This is a genomic window from Proteus sp. TSJ240517 (assembly GCF_047921575.1).
Lineage (GTDB): Bacteria > Pseudomonadota > Gammaproteobacteria > Enterobacterales > Enterobacteriaceae > Proteus.
The window spans coordinates 87211-104029 of sequence record NZ_JBLRMH010000007.1 but is presented as its reverse complement, the minus strand read 5'-3'; the positions used below and the strand labels follow the sequence as shown (position 1 = coordinate 104029).

The following is a 16819-nucleotide window of genomic DNA, read 5'->3' as shown; positions in this document are numbered from 1 at the left end:
TAGGTAGAATAATTTTCGACATCTATCAACTTCGGTTACGGTACGCACAGACAATAGGTCAGTTTGATGACAATTAAATGTCTTAATTGTGACAGTTTTATGACAAAGCGAAAAAATGATGAAATATTTATAGGAGGAGAGAAATGAGAATAGAAATGGTGTAATAAAATGCACTTCAATATTTGAAATAGAGTGGGCTAATCATTCTCGTCTTCACGTTCTTTTAATGGGAAGTTAGCTCGAATTAATAATCCGCCTTTAACGCTATCATCAAGTTCAACATAGCCGCCGTGGGCATCCATGATACGGCGAATAATGGATAATCCTAAACCCGCACCCGTTGAGCTTCGAGCTTGTTCGCCCTGAACAAAAGGTTGGAAAAGACGTTGTCTATCTTCTTGTGGAATACCAGGGCCATCATCTTCTACTTGAAACCATGCATATTCTTCATTTTTCCCACTCGAAACACTGACCCAACCATTACCATAGCGATTGGCATTGACAATCATATTGGCAAGGGCGCGTTTTACTGCAATAGGGTTGGCGGTGATATTAATGGGTTCAGGATGAAGATGTTCTTCACTGATTTTTCCTAAATTAGATTCAGCTGAAATGACTTCTTGTAATAGATTATTCATATCACACAGTTCTAAAGACATCTCTTTACCTGTGCGCATATAGTCTAAGAATTGCCCAATAATGGCATCACAATCTTCGATATCTTTATTGATAGAGTCTGCGAGGTAACTATCTTCGGGACTCATCATTTCAGTTGCTAGACGAATTCGAGTCAGTGGTGTACGTAAGTCATGGCTAACACCTGCCATAACAAGCGTTCTATCATTATCCAGCGAGCGAATACCTGATGACATCTGGTTAAAAGCACGAATAATTGAGCGCATTTCAGAAGAGCCAGATTCAGGAATAGGAGGAGGAATAACGCCTTTTCCGATACGGCGCGCAGCGTACTCTACTTCATTAAGTGGGCGATTTTGAAAACGATTATAAAGCCAGAAAAAAGCGACAACGATAATAATGAAAATAATCGCTTGTCGGTAAACAGGCAGTAAGAAGTTTTGCCCTAATTCAGTGAGTGGAACACGGATCCAAAGTGAGGGGGACATATGCGTATTAACCCATAGCACAGGGTATTCTAGCGTGTTTTCAACCCAGATCTCTGTTTTTCCTCCCAGATATTCAGACATCTGTTCACTTAATTCATCATTGATTTTGGCCCAATAGAGCCCTTCCTCAAGCGCGGCTTCTTTATCAAAAAAAGAGATACCGAGTTCGGTATAGATTTTATTGCGTAAAGCAGGGGAGATTTTTAGCGGGGTGCCGTCTACTAGGATCAGTTCTTCAGGCATTAAAGTGCGTATTTCATACGCTAAAACTTTATTAAATTGCTGAAGGCTTGGCCCAACAATAAGGTGTTGCACAACGATATAACTGGCTATCAAGCTAAAAAAAAGTAGCGAGATAACCAGAAATAACGAGCGTGTCAGTTTATTGTGGGGTGAAAGCCTCAGCCTTCTCATTGAACGCTGGTTCCATCAGGAACGAAGACGTAGCCGAGTCCCCAAACTGTTTGAATATAGCGAGGATGTGTTGGGTCCTCTTCAATCATGCGACGTAAACGTGAAATTTGGACATCGATTGAACGCTCCATCGCACTGTATTCACGACCACGAGCAAGGCTCATTAATTTATCACGAGAAAGTGGTTCACGAGGGTGAGATACCAGTACTTTCAATACGGCGAATTCACCACTTGTCAGAGGCATATGCTCTTCTTCGTGGAACATTTCACGCGTACCAAGGTTTAGCTTGAACTTACCAAAAGAGATAATGGTGTTATCTTGTGAAGGTGCGCCAGGCAATTCATTTGCTTGACGACGAAGAACTGCGCGAATACGTGCTAGTAGTTCTCTTGGATTAAAGGGTTTTGAGATGTAATCATCAGCACCGATTTCAAGTCCAACAATTCTATCAACCTCTTCCCCTTTCGCAGTAACCATAATAATAGGAATAGGGTTGTTTTGGCTTCTTAAGCGGCGGCAAATAGATAGGCCATCTTCACCAGGAAGCATTAAATCGAGCACAATAAGATGGATAGATTCGCGAGTGAGCAGACGATCCATCTGATCGGCGTTTGCAGCAGTACGGATTTGAAAACCCTGCTCTGTCAAATAGCGCTCTAAGAGTGAACGCAGACGTAAATCATCATCCACGATTAGCACTTTATAACTTTCTTGCATTTTTTAAGCTCCCGAAGTGCAAATGCTTTTATTAGCGAATTCTATCATTGATAAGAATATTAAACCAAAACCAAAGAATAAATGTTAATAATTTATAGATAAAACTTGTTCATTAGCTCTAGTAAAGGGGATAAAACTATTTATTTATCTTATTCTGAATGATATTTGATAGATAATACGCAGTAATTAACTTCACCACCTGGTGTCTGCACGCTAATTTCATCATCAACTTGCTTACCAATAAGCGCTCTGGCAACAGGGGAATCAATAGAAATCCACTGTTTTGCTGGATCAAATTCATCGGGGCCCACAAGCCTAAAGGTTTTGACATTTTCGTCATTATCTTCAAGCGTGACCCAAGCACCGAAATAGACTTTTCCTTCTTGGCGAGGATCTGGGTCAACAATTTTTAGTTCATCAAGACGCTTTGATAAAAAACGAACACGCCTATCAATTTCACGTAATCGCTTCTTTCCATAAATATATTCAGCATTTTCTGAACGGTCACCTTGTGCCGCTGCTTCTGAAACCGATTGTGTGACACGCGGGCGCTCTTCTTTCCAAAGATATTTTAGCTCTTTGTCTAAGGCATACCAGCCATCACGAGTAATATAGTTACTTTTTGCCATTACGAATAAAAACTATCATCAACATTGAATTTCATAAAGGTACTATAGCGTGAATGTTAAAATAATCTGTTAATTTCCTCATAATTGTCGAGCTAGATAGGAAATTTGCCAAATTTTTTTAATGCTCTGCGTGTATAATAGCCATCTTTTTTAACTATTCCTCTCGGTAGGTAAATATTTTATGAATGAATCATTAAGCCGAATTATTGCAGATGAGCTCTCTGTTAAGCCCCAGCAAGTCCTTTCGGCTATAACGTTACTGGATGAAGGGAATACGGTGCCATTTGTTGCCCGTTATCGTAAAGAGGTCACAGGCGGATTAGATGATACGCAATTACGTCAATTAGAAACTCGCCTCAGTTACTTACGGGAACTCAACGATCGCCGCCAAACAATTTTAAAATCAATTGAAGAACAAGGAAAACTGACACCAGAACTGCGCTCTTCAATTAATGAAACTCAAAGTAAAACAGAACTGGAAGATCTCTATCTTCCTTATAAGCCTAAGCGCCGTACTCGTGGTCAGATAGCGATTGAAAATGGATTAGAACCCTTAGCGGATTTACTGTGGAATGAACCACAAAATAATCCAGAAGAAGCGGCAACCGCTTATATCAACGCAGAAAAAGGTGTTGATGACACCAAAGCCGCTTTAGATGGCGCACGTTATATTTTGATGGAACGTTTTTCAGAAGATGCGGGATTATTAGCAAAAGTTCGCCAATATTTATGGAAAAATGCGCATCTTGTTGCCAAAGTGATTGAGGGTAAAGAAGCTGAAGGGGCGAAGTTTAGTGATTATTTTGATCACCATGAGCCTATCGCTAATGTTCCCTCTCACCGCGCATTAGCTATGTTTCGTGGTCGTAACGAAGGTATTCTTCAATTATCACTTAATCCAGATCCGCAATTTGAAGAAGCACCCAAAGAGAGCTACGGTGAACAACTGGTTACAGAGCATTTAGGGTTACGTTTAAATAATCAACCTGCGGATAGTTGGCGTAAAGCTGTCGTAAGCTGGACTTGGCGTATAAAAGTTTTAATGCATATTGAAACCGAATTAATGAGCCAACTACGCGAAAAAGCGGAAGAAGAAGCAATTAATGTTTTTGCACGTAATCTTAATGATTTGTTGATGGCAGCGCCTGCTGGCATGCGTGCCACAATGGGGCTTGATCCAGGTTTACGTACAGGTGTTAAAGTTGCAGTTGTTGATAGCACCGGCAAATTAATTGCTACAGATACAATTTATCCACATACAGGACAAACGGATAAAGCGGCGGCAAGTGTAGCTGCGTTATGTATTAAGCATAATGTTGAATTAGTGGCGATTGGTAATGGTACGGCGTCTCGTGAAACAGAGCGATTTTTTGCTGAAACAGTAAAACGCTATCCAGAAGTGAAAGCGCAAAAAGTGATTGTTAGTGAAGCGGGCGCATCGGTATATTCAGCGTCAGAGCTTGCTGCTAATGAATTCCCTGATTTAGATGTTTCTATCCGTGGTGCGGTTTCTATCGCGCGTCGTTTACAAGATCCTCTGGCTGAACTTGTAAAAATTGATCCTAAATCAATTGGTGTGGGTCAATATCAGCATGATGTTAGCCAAACATTATTAGCGAGAAAACTTGATACTGTCGTTGAAGACTGTGTGAATGGTGTTGGTGTTGACTTAAATACAGCATCAGTACCGTTACTAACGCGTGTTGCAGGACTTAGCCAATCTATTGCTCAAAATATTATTAGCTGGCGCGATGAAAACGGTCGTTTTGTTGATAGAAAACAGTTACTCAAAGTGGCACGTTTAGGGCCGAAAGCCTTTGAACAATGTGCCGGTTTCCTACGTATTCGAGATGGTAAAAACCCGCTTGATGCTTCAACGGTTCACCCTGAAGCGTATCCTATTGTTGAAAATATTCTGCAATCTACCCATCAGAAAATTGATGATTTAATGGGTAATAGCGCTTTAATTTCACAAATAGATGCAAGAGCATTTATTACAGAGCAGTTTGGTCTGCCAACGATTAATGACATTTTAAAAGAGTTAGCAAAACCAGGGCGCGACCCACGTCCAGAGTTTAAAACGGCGACTTTCGCTGAAGGTGTCGAAACGATGAATGACTTAGTTAGTGGCATGATCCTTGAAGGGACTGTGACCAACGTGACTAATTTCGGTGCATTCGTTGATATCGGTGTACACCAAGATGGCTTGGTTCATATCTCTTCTTTAGCAGATCGATTTATTGAAGATCCACATACTGTGGTGAAAACTGGAGATATTGTTAAAGTTAAAGTTCTTGAGGTTGATTTAGCTCGTAAGCGCATCGCACTGACTATGCGTTTAGATGAAGTCGCGGGTGATAGTGATAAAAAACCATCATCATCAAATACCACGAATTCTGTTAGAAATAACAAAGGGCAAAAACCAGCTCGTAATAACCGTCAGCCAATGAATAATGGTAATAATGCAGGAAATAGCGCAATGGGTGATGCTTTAGCAGCAGCTTTTGGGAAAAAACGCTAATCGCTAATAGTGCATTTATTGCTATCGCATTAGTGAGTAAAAAGAACGAAAATAATGAGCGTGATATAATCAATATTGGTTATATCGCGTTTTTTATTACATATGATTTAGATGTTTTCTTTAGATGAAAATATTTATAAGAACTAATTAAATAGCAAAGTAATATAAATTCTCTTCCATTTTTTTATAGGTTTAATTTTAAACTGACTTAAGGGATATTGAAAAAATAATAGATAAAGCATTCTCTGTTTTATCTCTATATTTATTTGTTATTATTTTTATCATCCATCATCTATTCTCCCCATCGCCGATTGCCTTTATATTATCAAATAAGGGTTGATAGCCTTTTAACCTTATTATTACTGAGGTTTTTAAGGGTGACTCCTTGAGCTAAAACTGAAAAGTATTATTTCTGTTTATATCAACTCTACTTCAATTAATAGAATGAATATCTATGGGTTTATTTCACCTTTATTGGGTTATTAATATGAATTTAAATAAATTATCGTTTGGTTTGATCATGATTTCTGCTTCATTACTAGCAGGGTGTGCATCAGAATCTTCACGCTCTTTAGAAGTGGCTAAAGTAGCAACCTATAACACGACTTACACAGGTGCAAAAAGCGCGATTTCTATCGGTAAGTTTGATAACCGTTCTAGTTATATGAATGGGATCTTCTCTGATGGAGTTGATAGATTAGGAAATCAATCCAAAACTATTTTAATGACGCACTTACAACAAACAGGGCGTTTTAATGTATTAGACAGAGCCAATTTATCTGAATTAAAAGAAGAAGCCGGCATTAAAGGGCAAAGCCAACAATTGAAAGGCGCTACTTATGTGATCACTGGCGATGTGACAGAATTTGGTCGTAAAGAAGTCGGTGATCGTCAATTATTCGGTATTTTAGGTCGCGGTAAAACACAGGTTGCTTACGCAAAAGTGAATTTAAACGTTGTGAATGTGAATACATCAGAAGTCGTGTTCTCATCTCAAGGTGCGGGTGAATACGAGCTTTCTAACCGTGAAATCATTGGGTTTGGTGGAACAGCAAGCTATGACTCAACACTGAACGGTAAAGTGCTTGATTTAGCTATTCGTGAAGCAGTTAATAACTTAGTTGCAGGTATTGAGAGCAATGCTTGGCAGCCTTCAAAATAATGTGCATTTATAAGGATATAACGATGTCTAAATCATTAATAGGCCTTATTTTTGGGGCTTTATTACTGACGGGCTGTGCAAGTGGCCCTAAACCACTTTATAACTGGGACAGTTATCAACAAGTGGTATATCAGCACTACCAACAAAGTGAAAGTGATCCTCAAGCGCAAATTGATGCATTGAAGAAAAGTATTGAGCTTTCTCGTGCTAAATCATTGGGTATTCCGCCAGGATTACATGCACATTTAGGGATGTTATATGGTGCGACGGGTGCATTAGATTTAGCAATGGCCGAATTTAATGAAGAAAAAGTACTTTACCCTGAATCAGCGGAATTTATGGATCGTCTGATGAAAAACAAAGGAATGCAAAAATGAGTCGCTTATTCGCTTTAATATGCTTGGCTTTTGCGTTGGTATTAACGGGTTGCGCCCAACCTATCAAAACAGATTACACTGTCTTTAAACAGAGTAAGCCAAAAAGTATTCTTGTATTAGTACCTCAAAACCATACAACGGAAGTTGGAGCGGGGCACAGTTTCTTATCTCAAGTAACATATCCTTTGGCAGAAGCGGGATATTATGTTTTCCCTGTTGCTGTCGTTGAAGAGACATTTAAGCAAAATGGTTTATCCATGGCTGGGGATATTCATGCAGTAAGTCCTAATAAACTACGTGAAATCTTTGGTGCTGATGCTGTTTTATACTTAGATATCACAGAGTTCGGAACGACATATCAAATTATTTCTAGTGATACGCGAGTTACCGTTACTGCTAAGCTTGTTGACCTTCGTAATGGTGGTGTGTTGTGGAGTAGTTCTGCAACGGCATCAAGTACGGAAACAGACGGTTCATCAGGTAGTTTAGTAGGGATGTTGGTCTCAGCTGTTGTGAATCAAATTGTGAATACAGTATCAGACAAAAGCTACCAAATTGCAGGTATAACAAGTGTACGTTTACTTTCAGCAGGAAATGCGAACGGTATTCTATATGGTCCTCGCTCTCCTAGTTATGGTAAAGAAGCAGAATAAGCAAATGCAATAAAATAAGCATAAGAATGAAAAGGCTCTGTTTAATTAATTTAAAATAAGCAGAGCCTTATTTTATTTGCGAAATAATAATTATTCTTATTTGATGTTGGGTAATACTACCTATATTTATCACAGAATAAGTATGAAATAGAGAGTAAATAAAAAAGAGGAGTTGTCATTGAAAAGATAAACCATCCTTGGTTGCCAGTCCGTTTCCTTCCGTGGTTAATAATCCATAATTCGGGTATATAAAAGAGACTGATTAAATAAGAGAAACGTCAAAGAGAATAAGATAAGGTATGGGGGATGCTATCTTTCCTTGTAATATAGCGACCTTTATTCTTTAAATAGTCCTCAAATTTAAATCAAAACACGACCTAGTTGGATATTAATCAATGTTTGTCTCTAGGATATGTAATATTATAATTTAGGTAAAGATATAATTGTTACTATTATTATAATCATCGAATTAAGAGGGAATAAAAGAATAATAAAACTAATATAACGAGATATTTAATTAATTTAAATCGTATTTTGAGTAATATATCGTTTTAAACTCGGCGTAAAAGTTCTCCTCTGATATTTCACGATGAATTAAAACCACTAACATATTGAATAAACTTAATTTATTTATGAATATCTTTAATGGATAAGACTATTTTTACATAATGTGATTTGCATCACGTCATATATTTGAGTGTTATTGCCTATCAATAAGAAGATAGGGATTTATACGATACCTCTTTCGATCATATTCAGTTCCCGATTTATTGGTTACACTATTCTTTCAGATATTCATAATGTCTGTTTGCTGGTATGAGATATCAGCGGTTCACTTTTGGAAGGTAGAGGCATGTCAGAACAAACAATTATTTGGGATCTTGACCTGATCCATAAGTATAATTATTCAGGTCCTCGCTATACATCATACCCAACAGCATTAGAGTTTAATCAGCAATATGGCGATGATGATTTTATCAAAGCGACTCAACGCTATCATGAGCGCCCTTTATCGCTTTATGTTCATATTCCTTTCTGCCATAAGCTGTGCTATTTCTGCGGCTGTAATAAAATTATTACGCGCCATAAACATAAAGCAGATGAATATCTTGATGTTTTAGAAAAAGAAATTATTAACAGAGCACGCTATTTTAAAGACAGAAAAGTGACTCAAATGCATTGGGGCGGGGGTACACCTACTTTTCTGGATAAGCAACAAATTAGTCGATTGGTTTCGCTATTACGTCACCATTTTCATTTTGTTGATAATGCAGAACTCTCTATTGAGATTGATCCTCGTGAAATTGAGCTAGATGTTATCGACCATCTACGTTATGAAGGATTTAATCGCCTAAGTATGGGGGTGCAAGATTTCAATAAAGAAGTGCAACAAAAAGTAAATCGTGAGCAAGACGAAGCATTTATTTTTGCATTGGTAGAGCGTGCGCGTGAAGTGGGTTTTCACTCCACCAGCATTGACTTAATTTACGGCTTACCTAAGCAAACCAAAGAGAGTTTTGCCTTTACATTAAAACGCGTTATTGAACTATCACCAGATAGATTGAGTGTTTTCAATTATGCGCACTTACCTAATTTATTCGCGGCTCAGCGTAAAATTAAAGATGAAGATCTCCCTTTAGCAGAAGAGAAGTTAGAAATATTACAAGAGACAATTTCTACGCTGACAACAAACGGCTATCAGTTTATTGGTATGGATCACTTTGCTAAACCGGATGATGAATTAGCGGTTGCTCAGCGTAAAGGTATTTTACACCGTAATTTCCAAGGCTATACCACTCATGAAGAGTGTGATTTATTAGGCATGGGAGTTTCTGCAATAAGTATGTTAGGTGATAACTATGCGCAAAATGAAAAAGTATTGAAAGAGTATTATGCGCGCGTTAATAGTGAAGGAAATGCACTATGGCGAGGTTTATCTCTGACTAATGATGATTGTATTCGCCGCGATGTGATTAAAACCTTAATTTGTAATTTTAGTCTGCGTTTTTCTGATATTGAAAAAATGCACAATATTGTCTTCCATGACTATTTTAAAGAAGATTTAGAATTACTTGTGCCAATGAAGAATGACGGTTTAGTTGAAATAACAAAAGATGGTATTCAAGTAACACCAAGAGGGCGCCTGCTTATTCGTAATATTTGTATGTGTTTCGATACGTATTTACGAAATCAAATGCGCCAACGTCAATTCTCGCGTGTAATTTAATTGATGAAGGGTTAGGGGATCAATATTCCTCTATCCCCAACTCTTTTAATTTACGGGTTAATGTATTTCTGCCCCAACCTAATAATCGTGCTGCATCTTGTTTATGCCCTTGCGTATATGCTAAGGCGCTTAGTAAAAGAGTACGCTCAAATTGAGGTAATGCATCTGTTAAGATGTTTTCTTTCCCTTCTCCTAATGCTTCATCTGCCCATAATGAAAGATGCTGTGACCAATGTTGAGAAGCAGCAATTCGACTGATATTTTTTGCTTTCTCATCAGGTTGGCGAATTTCTTGTGGTAAATCTTGAGGCATAATCTCTTGGCTTGCCGTCATTACCGTTAACCAGCGACACACATTTTCTAATTGTCTGACGTTACCTGACCAGTTGTATTCCATCATTATTTGTAAACTTTGCTGATGAAGAACTTTGGCTTCGACACCCAATTCTTTTGCTGTTTTTTGCAGAAAATAGCGTGCTAAGCTAGGAATATCTTCGGTTCTATCGCGTAATGGTGGTAACTGAATGCGTATGACATTGAGGCGATGATAGAGATCTTCACGAAAATCACCGGCTTGAACTCGCCTTTCTAAGTCTTGATGAGTTGCGGCAATAATACGTACATCGACTTTTACTGGGGCATAACCGCCTACTCGATAAAATTGCCCTTCAGCAAGGACTCGCAGTAAACGTGTTTGAATATCAAGAGGCATATCACCAATTTCATCAAGAAACAGTGAACCGCCATTTGCTTGTTCAAATCGACCTTGGCGTACTTGAGAGGCGCCTGTAAATGCCCCTTTTTCGTGACCAAAAAGCTCTGATTCAATCAAGTCTTTAGGAATTGCCGCCATATTTAGCGCGATAAAAGGAGAGGACGCTCTTGGACTGTGGCGATGTAATGCATGTGCCACTAACTCTTTGCCTGTACCCGATTCCCCATTAATAAGTACACTAATTGAGGAGCGAGAAAGCCGACCAATAATACGGTAAACCTCTTGCATTGCAGGTGCTTCACCAATCATATCTGTAACTGATTGTAGCAAGGTTTCATCGGTATTCGGTTGTTTTTGTTCGCGATAATGAGTAATGGCGCGGTCAATTAATGCCAATGTTTCGTCGATATCGAACGGTTTTGGTAAGTAATCAAATGCCCCTTGTTGATAGGCATTAACGGCAGCGTCGAGATCAGAATGTGCCGTCATAATAATAACGGGCAGAGTTGGATATTGTTCTTTAATTATTTTTAAAAGAGATAAACCGTCGATATCAGGCATACGAATGTCTGATAACAATACATCAGGTTGTTCTGTATTGAGTGCATTAAGCACATCATTCGCATGTTCAAAGGCTTTACAAGACATACCTTCACGAGAAATGGCACGTTCAAGTACCCAGCGAATGGAGCTGTCATCATCAACAACCCATACATTTCCTTTTTGCATTGGTTATCTCCTACTTAATTGGTAAATAAATAGAAAATTCAGTATTTCCGGGCCAACTGGTAAATTCAATTTTACCTGCATGTTGATCTACTAAATTACGCGCAATAGAGAGCCCTAATCCATTACCACCTTCTCTACCACTCACCATGGGGTAAAAAAGCGTATCTTGTAGATGAGGAGGAATACCATCACCAGTATCAATCACATCTATACGCGCAGCAAGGCGGTGACGTTCGCCATGAAGTGTGATTTGAAAAGCTGTACGGGTACGCAAAATAATCGTTCCCCCTGTTTTTTCGACGGCTTGTAAGGCGTTGCGTGTAATATTTAGGAGTACTTGTTCTATTTGATCTGGGTAATGTGATAACTCAGGTAAGCTGGGATCGTAGTCTTTTAGTAAGGTGACATTTTCAGGGCATTCGAGCGAAATAAGCTGAGCAACACGCTCAACAACATGGTGAATACTCTGATGTATTTTTGTCCCTGGATGTTGGGGACCGAGTAATCTGTCCACCAGCACACGTAGGCGATCAGCTTGTTCAATAATGACTTGTGTATATTCCATTAAAGCTGGATCAGGTAAGGATTTTGCTAGCAATTGAGCCGCGCCCCGTAATCCTCCCAACGGATTTTTAATTTCATGTGCCAGCCCCCTAACCAATTCCCTCGCTGCCATTTGCTGTGCTTGTTGTATCTGCTCTTGGCTTAACCGGCGTTGACTATCCATAGGCGCCAGCTCCAGCAAAATGTGTTGCTCGGAAATAGGTTGGGCACTGAGCGACATTGTGTGTGATTGGTTATTTACAACCAATATCACTTCATTGTCGGTAAAGCTTTGTCCATTCGCTAATGTTTCACGCATTAAATCAGCATCAAAAGAGTAATAGCTGAAAAGGGCAGTGAAAGGCGTTTCAAATAATTTTCGACGGCTTTGTGCTAAAACCTGTAACGCGGAATGATTTGCGTAGCAAATAATAAACTCTTTGTTGATAACCAATACAGAGTGTATCAATGAGTTTAAAATTAATGTGTTGTCAGGTAAGTCTGCCGTTTCCATATTCAATACCCCGTTGCACCATTTTAGTGCATCTTACCTTTATTACATTAATGAACCAATGCGTAAGTGAAAAGACTGACTCCTTAAAGGGGAGAAAAGTGCCCATCCGAAGATGGGCAAAATAGCTTCACGGCAAAAAAAACAGTTTTACATCTAGGCTTAAGTTTTTATCAATAAAAGGTCTTAAGCGCTGTAATACATTTCAAATTCAAGAGGATGCGGAGCCATACGTACACGTTGAACATCAGCACGTAATAATTCTAAATAAGCATCAATAGCATCATCAGTAAATACACCACCGCGGGTTAAGAATTCACGATCTGCATTTAATGTATTTAATGCTTCTTCTAATGAACCTGCGACAGTTGGGATCTCTTTTGCTTCTTCTGGCGGTAAGTCATAGAGGTTTTTATCCATAGCATCACCTGGGTGAATTTTATTGATAATGCCATCAAGACCAGCCATTAACTGAGCCGCAAACGCTAAATAAGGGTTTGCTAAAGGATCTGGGAAACGGACTTCTATACGGCGCGCTTTCATGCTGGCAACCACAGGAATACGAATTGACGCTGAGCGGTTACGTGCAGAGTAAGCAAGCATTACAGGTGCTTCAAAACCTGGGACTAAACGTTTGTAAGAGTTAGTCGTTGGGTTAGTAAATGCATTTAGCGCACGAGCGTGTTTGATAATACCGCCGATGTAATACAGCGCCATTTCAGATAATCCGCCGTATTTGTCACCTGCAAATAGGTTTACACCGTTTTTAGACAGTGACATATGGCAGTGCATACCTGAGCCGTTATCACCCACTAATGGTTTTGGCATAAAGGTCGCTGTTTTGCCAAATACGTGAGCTACGTTTTGTACCACGTATTTATAAATTTGGGTTTCATCTGCTTTTTTGGTCATGGTATTAAAGCGAGTAGCCACTTCATTTTGACCCGCAGTTGCGACTTCATGGTGATGAGCTTCAACGACTAAGCCCATTTCTTCCATGATGTTACACATAGTAGAACGAATATCTTGTGATGAATCGACGGGTGGCAATGGGAAGTAACCACCTTTAACCATCGGGCGGTGACCTTTGTTGCCGTCTTCATATTTGGTATTGGTGTTCCATGCCGCTTCAATATCGTTGATAGCGTAAGATGCGCCAGAAATATCGTTTTTGAAACGAATATCATCAAATAGGAAGAACTCTGGCTCAGGTCCAAACAGTACTGTGTCTGCGATACCACTTGATTTTAAATAGTCTTCAGCACGTTTTGAGATAGAGCGTGGGTCGCGATCATAACCTTGCATTGTGCCTGGTTCTAAAACGTCACAACGAATAATCAGGGTTGGATCTTGGAAAAATGGATCAAGCATTGCGGTTGTTGCATCTGGCATCAGCACCATATCTGATTCGTTAATGCCTTTCCAGCCACCAATAGAAGAGCCATCGAACATTTTTCCTTCTTCAAAGAAATCATCGTTAACCTGATGAGCCGGAATAGTAAGATGTTGTTCTTTACCGCGGGTATCAGTGAAACGTAAGTCAATATATCTAACTTTATGTTCTTCAATCATGGATAATACATGTTCAAGGGACATAGGAACTCTCCTGGCGAATGGTTTTATTGAGTGCAGTGGCCTTACACATTTTTTCGGTGAATTTTTTGCTCACCTAAATTCTATTGCGAAAAGCATGCCAACTTATCTAAAAAGGGATATATACTGTATTGATGAAGTTTAGTGTAGAATATCTCCTGTGATTTTTTAATTATTGCACAAAGTTGGTGCAAATTAAGCCTAATTAATTGCACTGTTTTGGTGCAAGCGAACGGATACTACTAAATTCTGAGGCGTGAAAAGGATCACAATTCAATTAATTGCATATTGTTAAGCAATCATTATTGTGATCTTGTTTAGTCTCTCGTCTAAAGCGTGTACAATACTGCGCTTATTTCTACAATGCCTGAGGCAAATTTTGTGATCGAAAACTTGCGTAATATCGCCATCATCGCCCACGTTGACCATGGTAAAACAACTATCGTCGATAAATTACTACAGCAATCTGGTACGTTCGGTGAACGTGAAACCGTTGCTGAGCGCGTGATGGACTCAAATGATCTCGAAAGAGAGCGCGGAATTACTATTCTTGCGAAAAATACAGCGATTAAATGGAATGACTATCGTATCAATATCGTAGATACCCCAGGACACGCCGACTTCGGTGGTGAGGTAGAACGCGTTATGTCTATGGTAGACAGCGTTCTATTGCTGGTTGACGCGATGGATGGCCCAATGCCACAAACTCGTTTTGTGACACAAAAAGCGTTTGCTAACAACTTAAAACCAATTGTTGTTATCAATAAAGTTGACCGCCCTGGTGCGCGTCCAGACTGGGTTGTTGATCAGGTATTTGACCTGTTCGTAAACTTAGGCGCAACTGACGAACAACTTGATTTCCCAATTATCTATGCATCTGCATTAAACGGTATTGCGGGAACAGATTACAATGACATGGCTGAAGATATGACTCCGTTATATGAAGCTATTGTCAAATATGTAGAGCCACCAAAAGTTGATCTGGACGGCACATTCCAGATGCAAATTTCTCAGTTGGACTACAACAACTACCTAGGTGTTATCGGTATCGGTCGTATTAAGCGTGGTAAGGTTAAACCTAACCAGCAAGTGACTATCATCGATAGCGAAGGTAAAACTCGTAACGGTAAAGTCGGTAAAGTGTTAGGTCACTTAGGCTTAGAACGTATTGAAGTTGAAGTCGCAGAAGCTGGCGATATCATCGCAATCACAGGTTTAGGCGAACTGAATATTTCTGATACGATCTGCGAAACAGGTGCTGTTGAAGCATTACCTGCATTAGCCGTTGATGAACCAACTGTTAGCATGTATTTCTGTGTTAATACTTCACCTTTCTGTGGTCGTGAAGGTAAGTTTGTGACTTCTCGTCAGATTTTAGATCGTCTGAAAAAAGAGTTAGTCCATAACGTAGCATTACGTGTAGAAGAAACTGAAGATCCAGATGCATTCCGTGTATCAGGTCGTGGTGAGCTTCACCTGTCAGTTCTGATTGAAAATATGCGTCGTGAAGGTTACGAATTAGGTGTATCTCGTCCTAAAGTTATCTTCCGTGATATTGACGGCCGTAAACAAGAGCCTTTCGAACAAGTCACTATCGATATTGAAGAACAGCACCAAGGTGATGTGATGCAAGCGATGGGTGAACGTAAAGGCGAAATGCGTGATATGCAACCAGATGGTAAAGGACGTGTACGTTTAGACTACATTATCCCTAGCCGTGGTCTGATTGGTTTCCGTACTGAATTTATGACCATGACATCAGGTACTGGTTTACTGTATGCAACATTCAGTCACTATGATGATGTTCGTCCAGGTGAAATCGGTCGCCGTAATAACGGTGTTATGATCTCTAATGGCCAAGGTAAAGCCGTTGCTTACGCACTGTATAGCTTACAAGACCGCGGTAAATTATTTGTGACTCATGGTGCAGAAGTTTACGAAGGCCAAGTGATTGGTATTCATACTCGCTCTAATGACTTAACAGTAAACTGTTTAACGGGTAAAAAGCTGACTAACATGCGTGCTTCTGGTACAGATGAGGCGACAACGCTGACTCCACACCTGAAACAAACATTAGAACAAGCATTAGAATTTATTGATGACGATGAGTTAGTTGAAGTAACTCCGCAGTCTATTCGTCTGCGTAAGCGTTATCTGTCAGAAAACGATCGTCGTCGTGCTTACCGTAGCAAAGACTAATTCGTTATTTATTCTGATAACATAATTCTTAGGGCGCGTTTAGCGCCCTGAGTTTATACTCGTCATACTTTAAGTTACAGGGTTGACTGCGTTCAACTAGTCGCCTATCTGTAACTTAAATTATTTAGAGTATGTGGTACTAGTTGTACTATCAGACGAATGCGGTGGGAAATTTGCCACCGCATAAGTTTTCTCTTAATCACGCCTTTATTTCCCCTTTGTATCCCACTCTTTTTATTTACAACTTAAGTATTGTTTATTGCCTTAAATACAACTTTAAAGTTGTTTTTGTTGCTACATACAATTTATGAGTTGTTTTTTTGGTTGTCATACAACTAGAGTGTTGTATACATTGCCAATGTAATCACTAAAATGGTTTAGAGCTAATCATGAAAACTATTAATGAAATTGCTAATTTAATTACAGAGCAACGTAAAAAATTAGGTATTGAACAAAAAGATATGTATTTACGTATCGGTATGAAACAGCAGCAATACCAACGTATAGAATCAGGAAGTGATTTAAAACTATCAACCTTACTAAGAGTATTAGAAGGACTAGATTTAGAGTTATCAATCAGAACTAAAAATTCTCATGTAAACCCTATGATTGCAAGTACTGCAATAGCGAATAAAAGCGAAATTGATTTGAAAGATGATGGGGATGATCTCGACTTTTGGTTTAAAACAAAGGAATAAGGTAT

13 protein-coding genes are annotated in these 16819 nt (G+C 39.2%); 7 read left to right on the top strand and 6 right to left on the bottom strand.

What is annotated here, in order from left to right; translation table 11 throughout:
- Positions 1 to 197 precede the first annotated feature (197 nt).
- From envZ to greB, 3 genes are all read right to left on the bottom strand, one after another.
- Positions 198 to 1538, bottom strand: a complete 1341-nt coding sequence (envZ, locus tag ACNARN_RS12775; RefSeq protein WP_198626295.1) for a two-component system sensor histidine kinase EnvZ — start codon at positions 1536 to 1538, stop codon at positions 198 to 200.
- Positions 1535 to 2257, bottom strand: coding sequence for a two-component system response regulator OmpR (gene ompR / locus ACNARN_RS12770; protein WP_198620084.1), 723 nt, complete (start codon positions 2255 to 2257; stop codon positions 1535 to 1537). Before ompR ends, envZ begins: the two co-directional genes overlap by 4 nt.
- 149 nt (positions 2258 to 2406) lie before the next feature.
- Positions 2407 to 2886 carry a transcription elongation factor GreB gene (greB, locus tag ACNARN_RS12765; protein ID WP_109373684.1) on the bottom strand — a complete coding sequence of 160 codons (480 nt, stop codon included), beginning with the start codon at positions 2884 to 2886 and terminating at the stop codon, positions 2407 to 2409.
- A gap of 181 nt (positions 2887 to 3067) precedes the next feature.
- Between greB and ACNARN_RS12760 the strand changes: the two genes are divergently transcribed.
- The 5 genes from ACNARN_RS12760 (at position 3068) to hemN (ending at position 9826) form a co-directional block, all read left to right on the top strand.
- Positions 3068 to 5407: a Tex family protein gene (locus ACNARN_RS12760; protein ID WP_416304529.1), complete on the top strand. Its 2340-nt coding sequence runs from the start codon at positions 3068 to 3070 to the stop codon at positions 5405 to 5407.
- Between the two features lie 487 nt (positions 5408 to 5894).
- On the top strand, positions 5895 to 6569 hold the full coding sequence (locus ACNARN_RS12755; RefSeq protein WP_100159734.1) for a CsgG/HfaB family protein: 675 nt from the start codon (positions 5895 to 5897) through the stop codon (positions 6567 to 6569).
- Between the two features lie 23 nt (positions 6570 to 6592).
- On the top strand, positions 6593 to 6946 hold the full coding sequence (locus tag ACNARN_RS12750; RefSeq protein WP_198620082.1) for a DUF4810 domain-containing protein: 354 nt from the start codon (positions 6593 to 6595) through the stop codon (positions 6944 to 6946).
- Complete coding sequence (locus tag ACNARN_RS12745; RefSeq protein ID WP_416304528.1) at positions 6943 to 7599, top strand: DUF799 domain-containing protein; 657 nt, start codon at positions 6943 to 6945, stop codon at positions 7597 to 7599. The genes ACNARN_RS12750 and ACNARN_RS12745 overlap by 4 nt, the downstream gene beginning before the upstream one ends.
- An 853-nt stretch (positions 7600 to 8452) precedes the next feature.
- On the top strand, positions 8453 to 9826 hold the full coding sequence (gene hemN, locus ACNARN_RS12740) for an oxygen-independent coproporphyrinogen III oxidase (protein WP_198626298.1): 1374 nt from the start codon (positions 8453 to 8455) through the stop codon (positions 9824 to 9826).
- A 19-nt stretch (positions 9827 to 9845) separates the two neighbouring features.
- Here hemN and glnG read toward each other — a convergent pair whose 3' ends face one another.
- The 3 genes from glnG to glnA all read right to left on the bottom strand — a co-directional run bounded on the left by glnG (position 9846) and on the right by glnA (position 13920).
- Positions 9846 to 11270, bottom strand: a complete 1425-nt coding sequence (glnG, locus tag ACNARN_RS12735; protein ID WP_196534075.1) for a nitrogen regulation protein NR(I) — start codon at positions 11268 to 11270, stop codon at positions 9846 to 9848.
- Positions 11271 to 11280: 10 nt separating this feature from the next.
- Positions 11281 to 12327 carry a nitrogen regulation protein NR(II) gene (glnL, locus tag ACNARN_RS12730; RefSeq protein ID WP_416304527.1) on the bottom strand — a complete coding sequence of 349 codons (1047 nt, stop codon included), beginning with the start codon at positions 12325 to 12327 and terminating at the stop codon, positions 11281 to 11283.
- Between the two features lie 183 nt (positions 12328 to 12510).
- The gene (glnA, locus tag ACNARN_RS12725; RefSeq protein ID WP_088494326.1) at positions 12511 to 13920 is read right to left on the bottom strand and encodes a glutamate--ammonia ligase; all 1410 of its coding nucleotides are present in this window, start codon (positions 13918 to 13920) and stop codon (positions 12511 to 12513) included.
- Positions 13921 to 14280: 360 nt separating this feature from the next.
- Between glnA and typA the strand changes: the two genes are divergently transcribed.
- Together typA and ACNARN_RS12715 are read left to right on the top strand one after the other, a co-directional pair.
- Entirely contained in the window at positions 14281 to 16116 is a 1836-nt protein-coding gene (gene typA, locus ACNARN_RS12720) for a ribosome-dependent GTPase TypA (protein ID WP_198620077.1), read from the top strand.
- A gap of 389 nt (positions 16117 to 16505) precedes the next feature.
- Positions 16506 to 16814 carry a helix-turn-helix domain-containing protein gene (locus tag ACNARN_RS12715; protein WP_198626301.1) on the top strand — a complete coding sequence of 103 codons (309 nt, stop codon included), beginning with the start codon at positions 16506 to 16508 and terminating at the stop codon, positions 16812 to 16814.
- Positions 16815 to 16819: the final 5 nt, after the last annotated feature.

Coding starts and splice junctions, on each gene's coding strand:
- envZ (WP_198626295.1), bottom strand. CDS start 1,538: ATGAGAAGGCTGAGGCTTTCACCCCACAATAAACTGACACGCTCGTTA.
- ompR (WP_198620084.1), bottom strand. CDS start 2,257: ATGCAAGAAAGTTATAAAGTGCTAATCGTGGATGATGATTTACGTCTG.
- greB (WP_109373684.1), bottom strand. CDS start 2,886: ATGGCAAAAAGTAACTATATTACTCGTGATGGCTGGTATGCCTTAGAC.
- ACNARN_RS12760 (WP_416304529.1), top strand. CDS start 3,068: ATGAATGAATCATTAAGCCGAATTATTGCAGATGAGCTCTCTGTTAAG.
- ACNARN_RS12755 (WP_100159734.1), top strand. CDS start 5,895: ATGAATTTAAATAAATTATCGTTTGGTTTGATCATGATTTCTGCTTCA.
- ACNARN_RS12750 (WP_198620082.1), top strand. CDS start 6,593: ATGTCTAAATCATTAATAGGCCTTATTTTTGGGGCTTTATTACTGACG.
- ACNARN_RS12745 (WP_416304528.1), top strand. CDS start 6,943: ATGAGTCGCTTATTCGCTTTAATATGCTTGGCTTTTGCGTTGGTATTA.
- hemN (WP_198626298.1), top strand. CDS start 8,453: ATGTCAGAACAAACAATTATTTGGGATCTTGACCTGATCCATAAGTAT.
- glnG (WP_196534075.1), bottom strand. CDS start 11,270: ATGCAAAAAGGAAATGTATGGGTTGTTGATGATGACAGCTCCATTCGC.
- glnL (WP_416304527.1), bottom strand. CDS start 12,327: ATGGAAACGGCAGACTTACCTGACAACACATTAATTTTAAACTCATTG.
- glnA (WP_088494326.1), bottom strand. CDS start 13,920: ATGTCCCTTGAACATGTATTATCCATGATTGAAGAACATAAAGTTAGA.
- typA (WP_198620077.1), top strand. CDS start 14,281: ATGCCTGAGGCAAATTTTGTGATCGAAAACTTGCGTAATATCGCCATC.
- ACNARN_RS12715 (WP_198626301.1), top strand. CDS start 16,506: ATGAAAACTATTAATGAAATTGCTAATTTAATTACAGAGCAACGTAAA.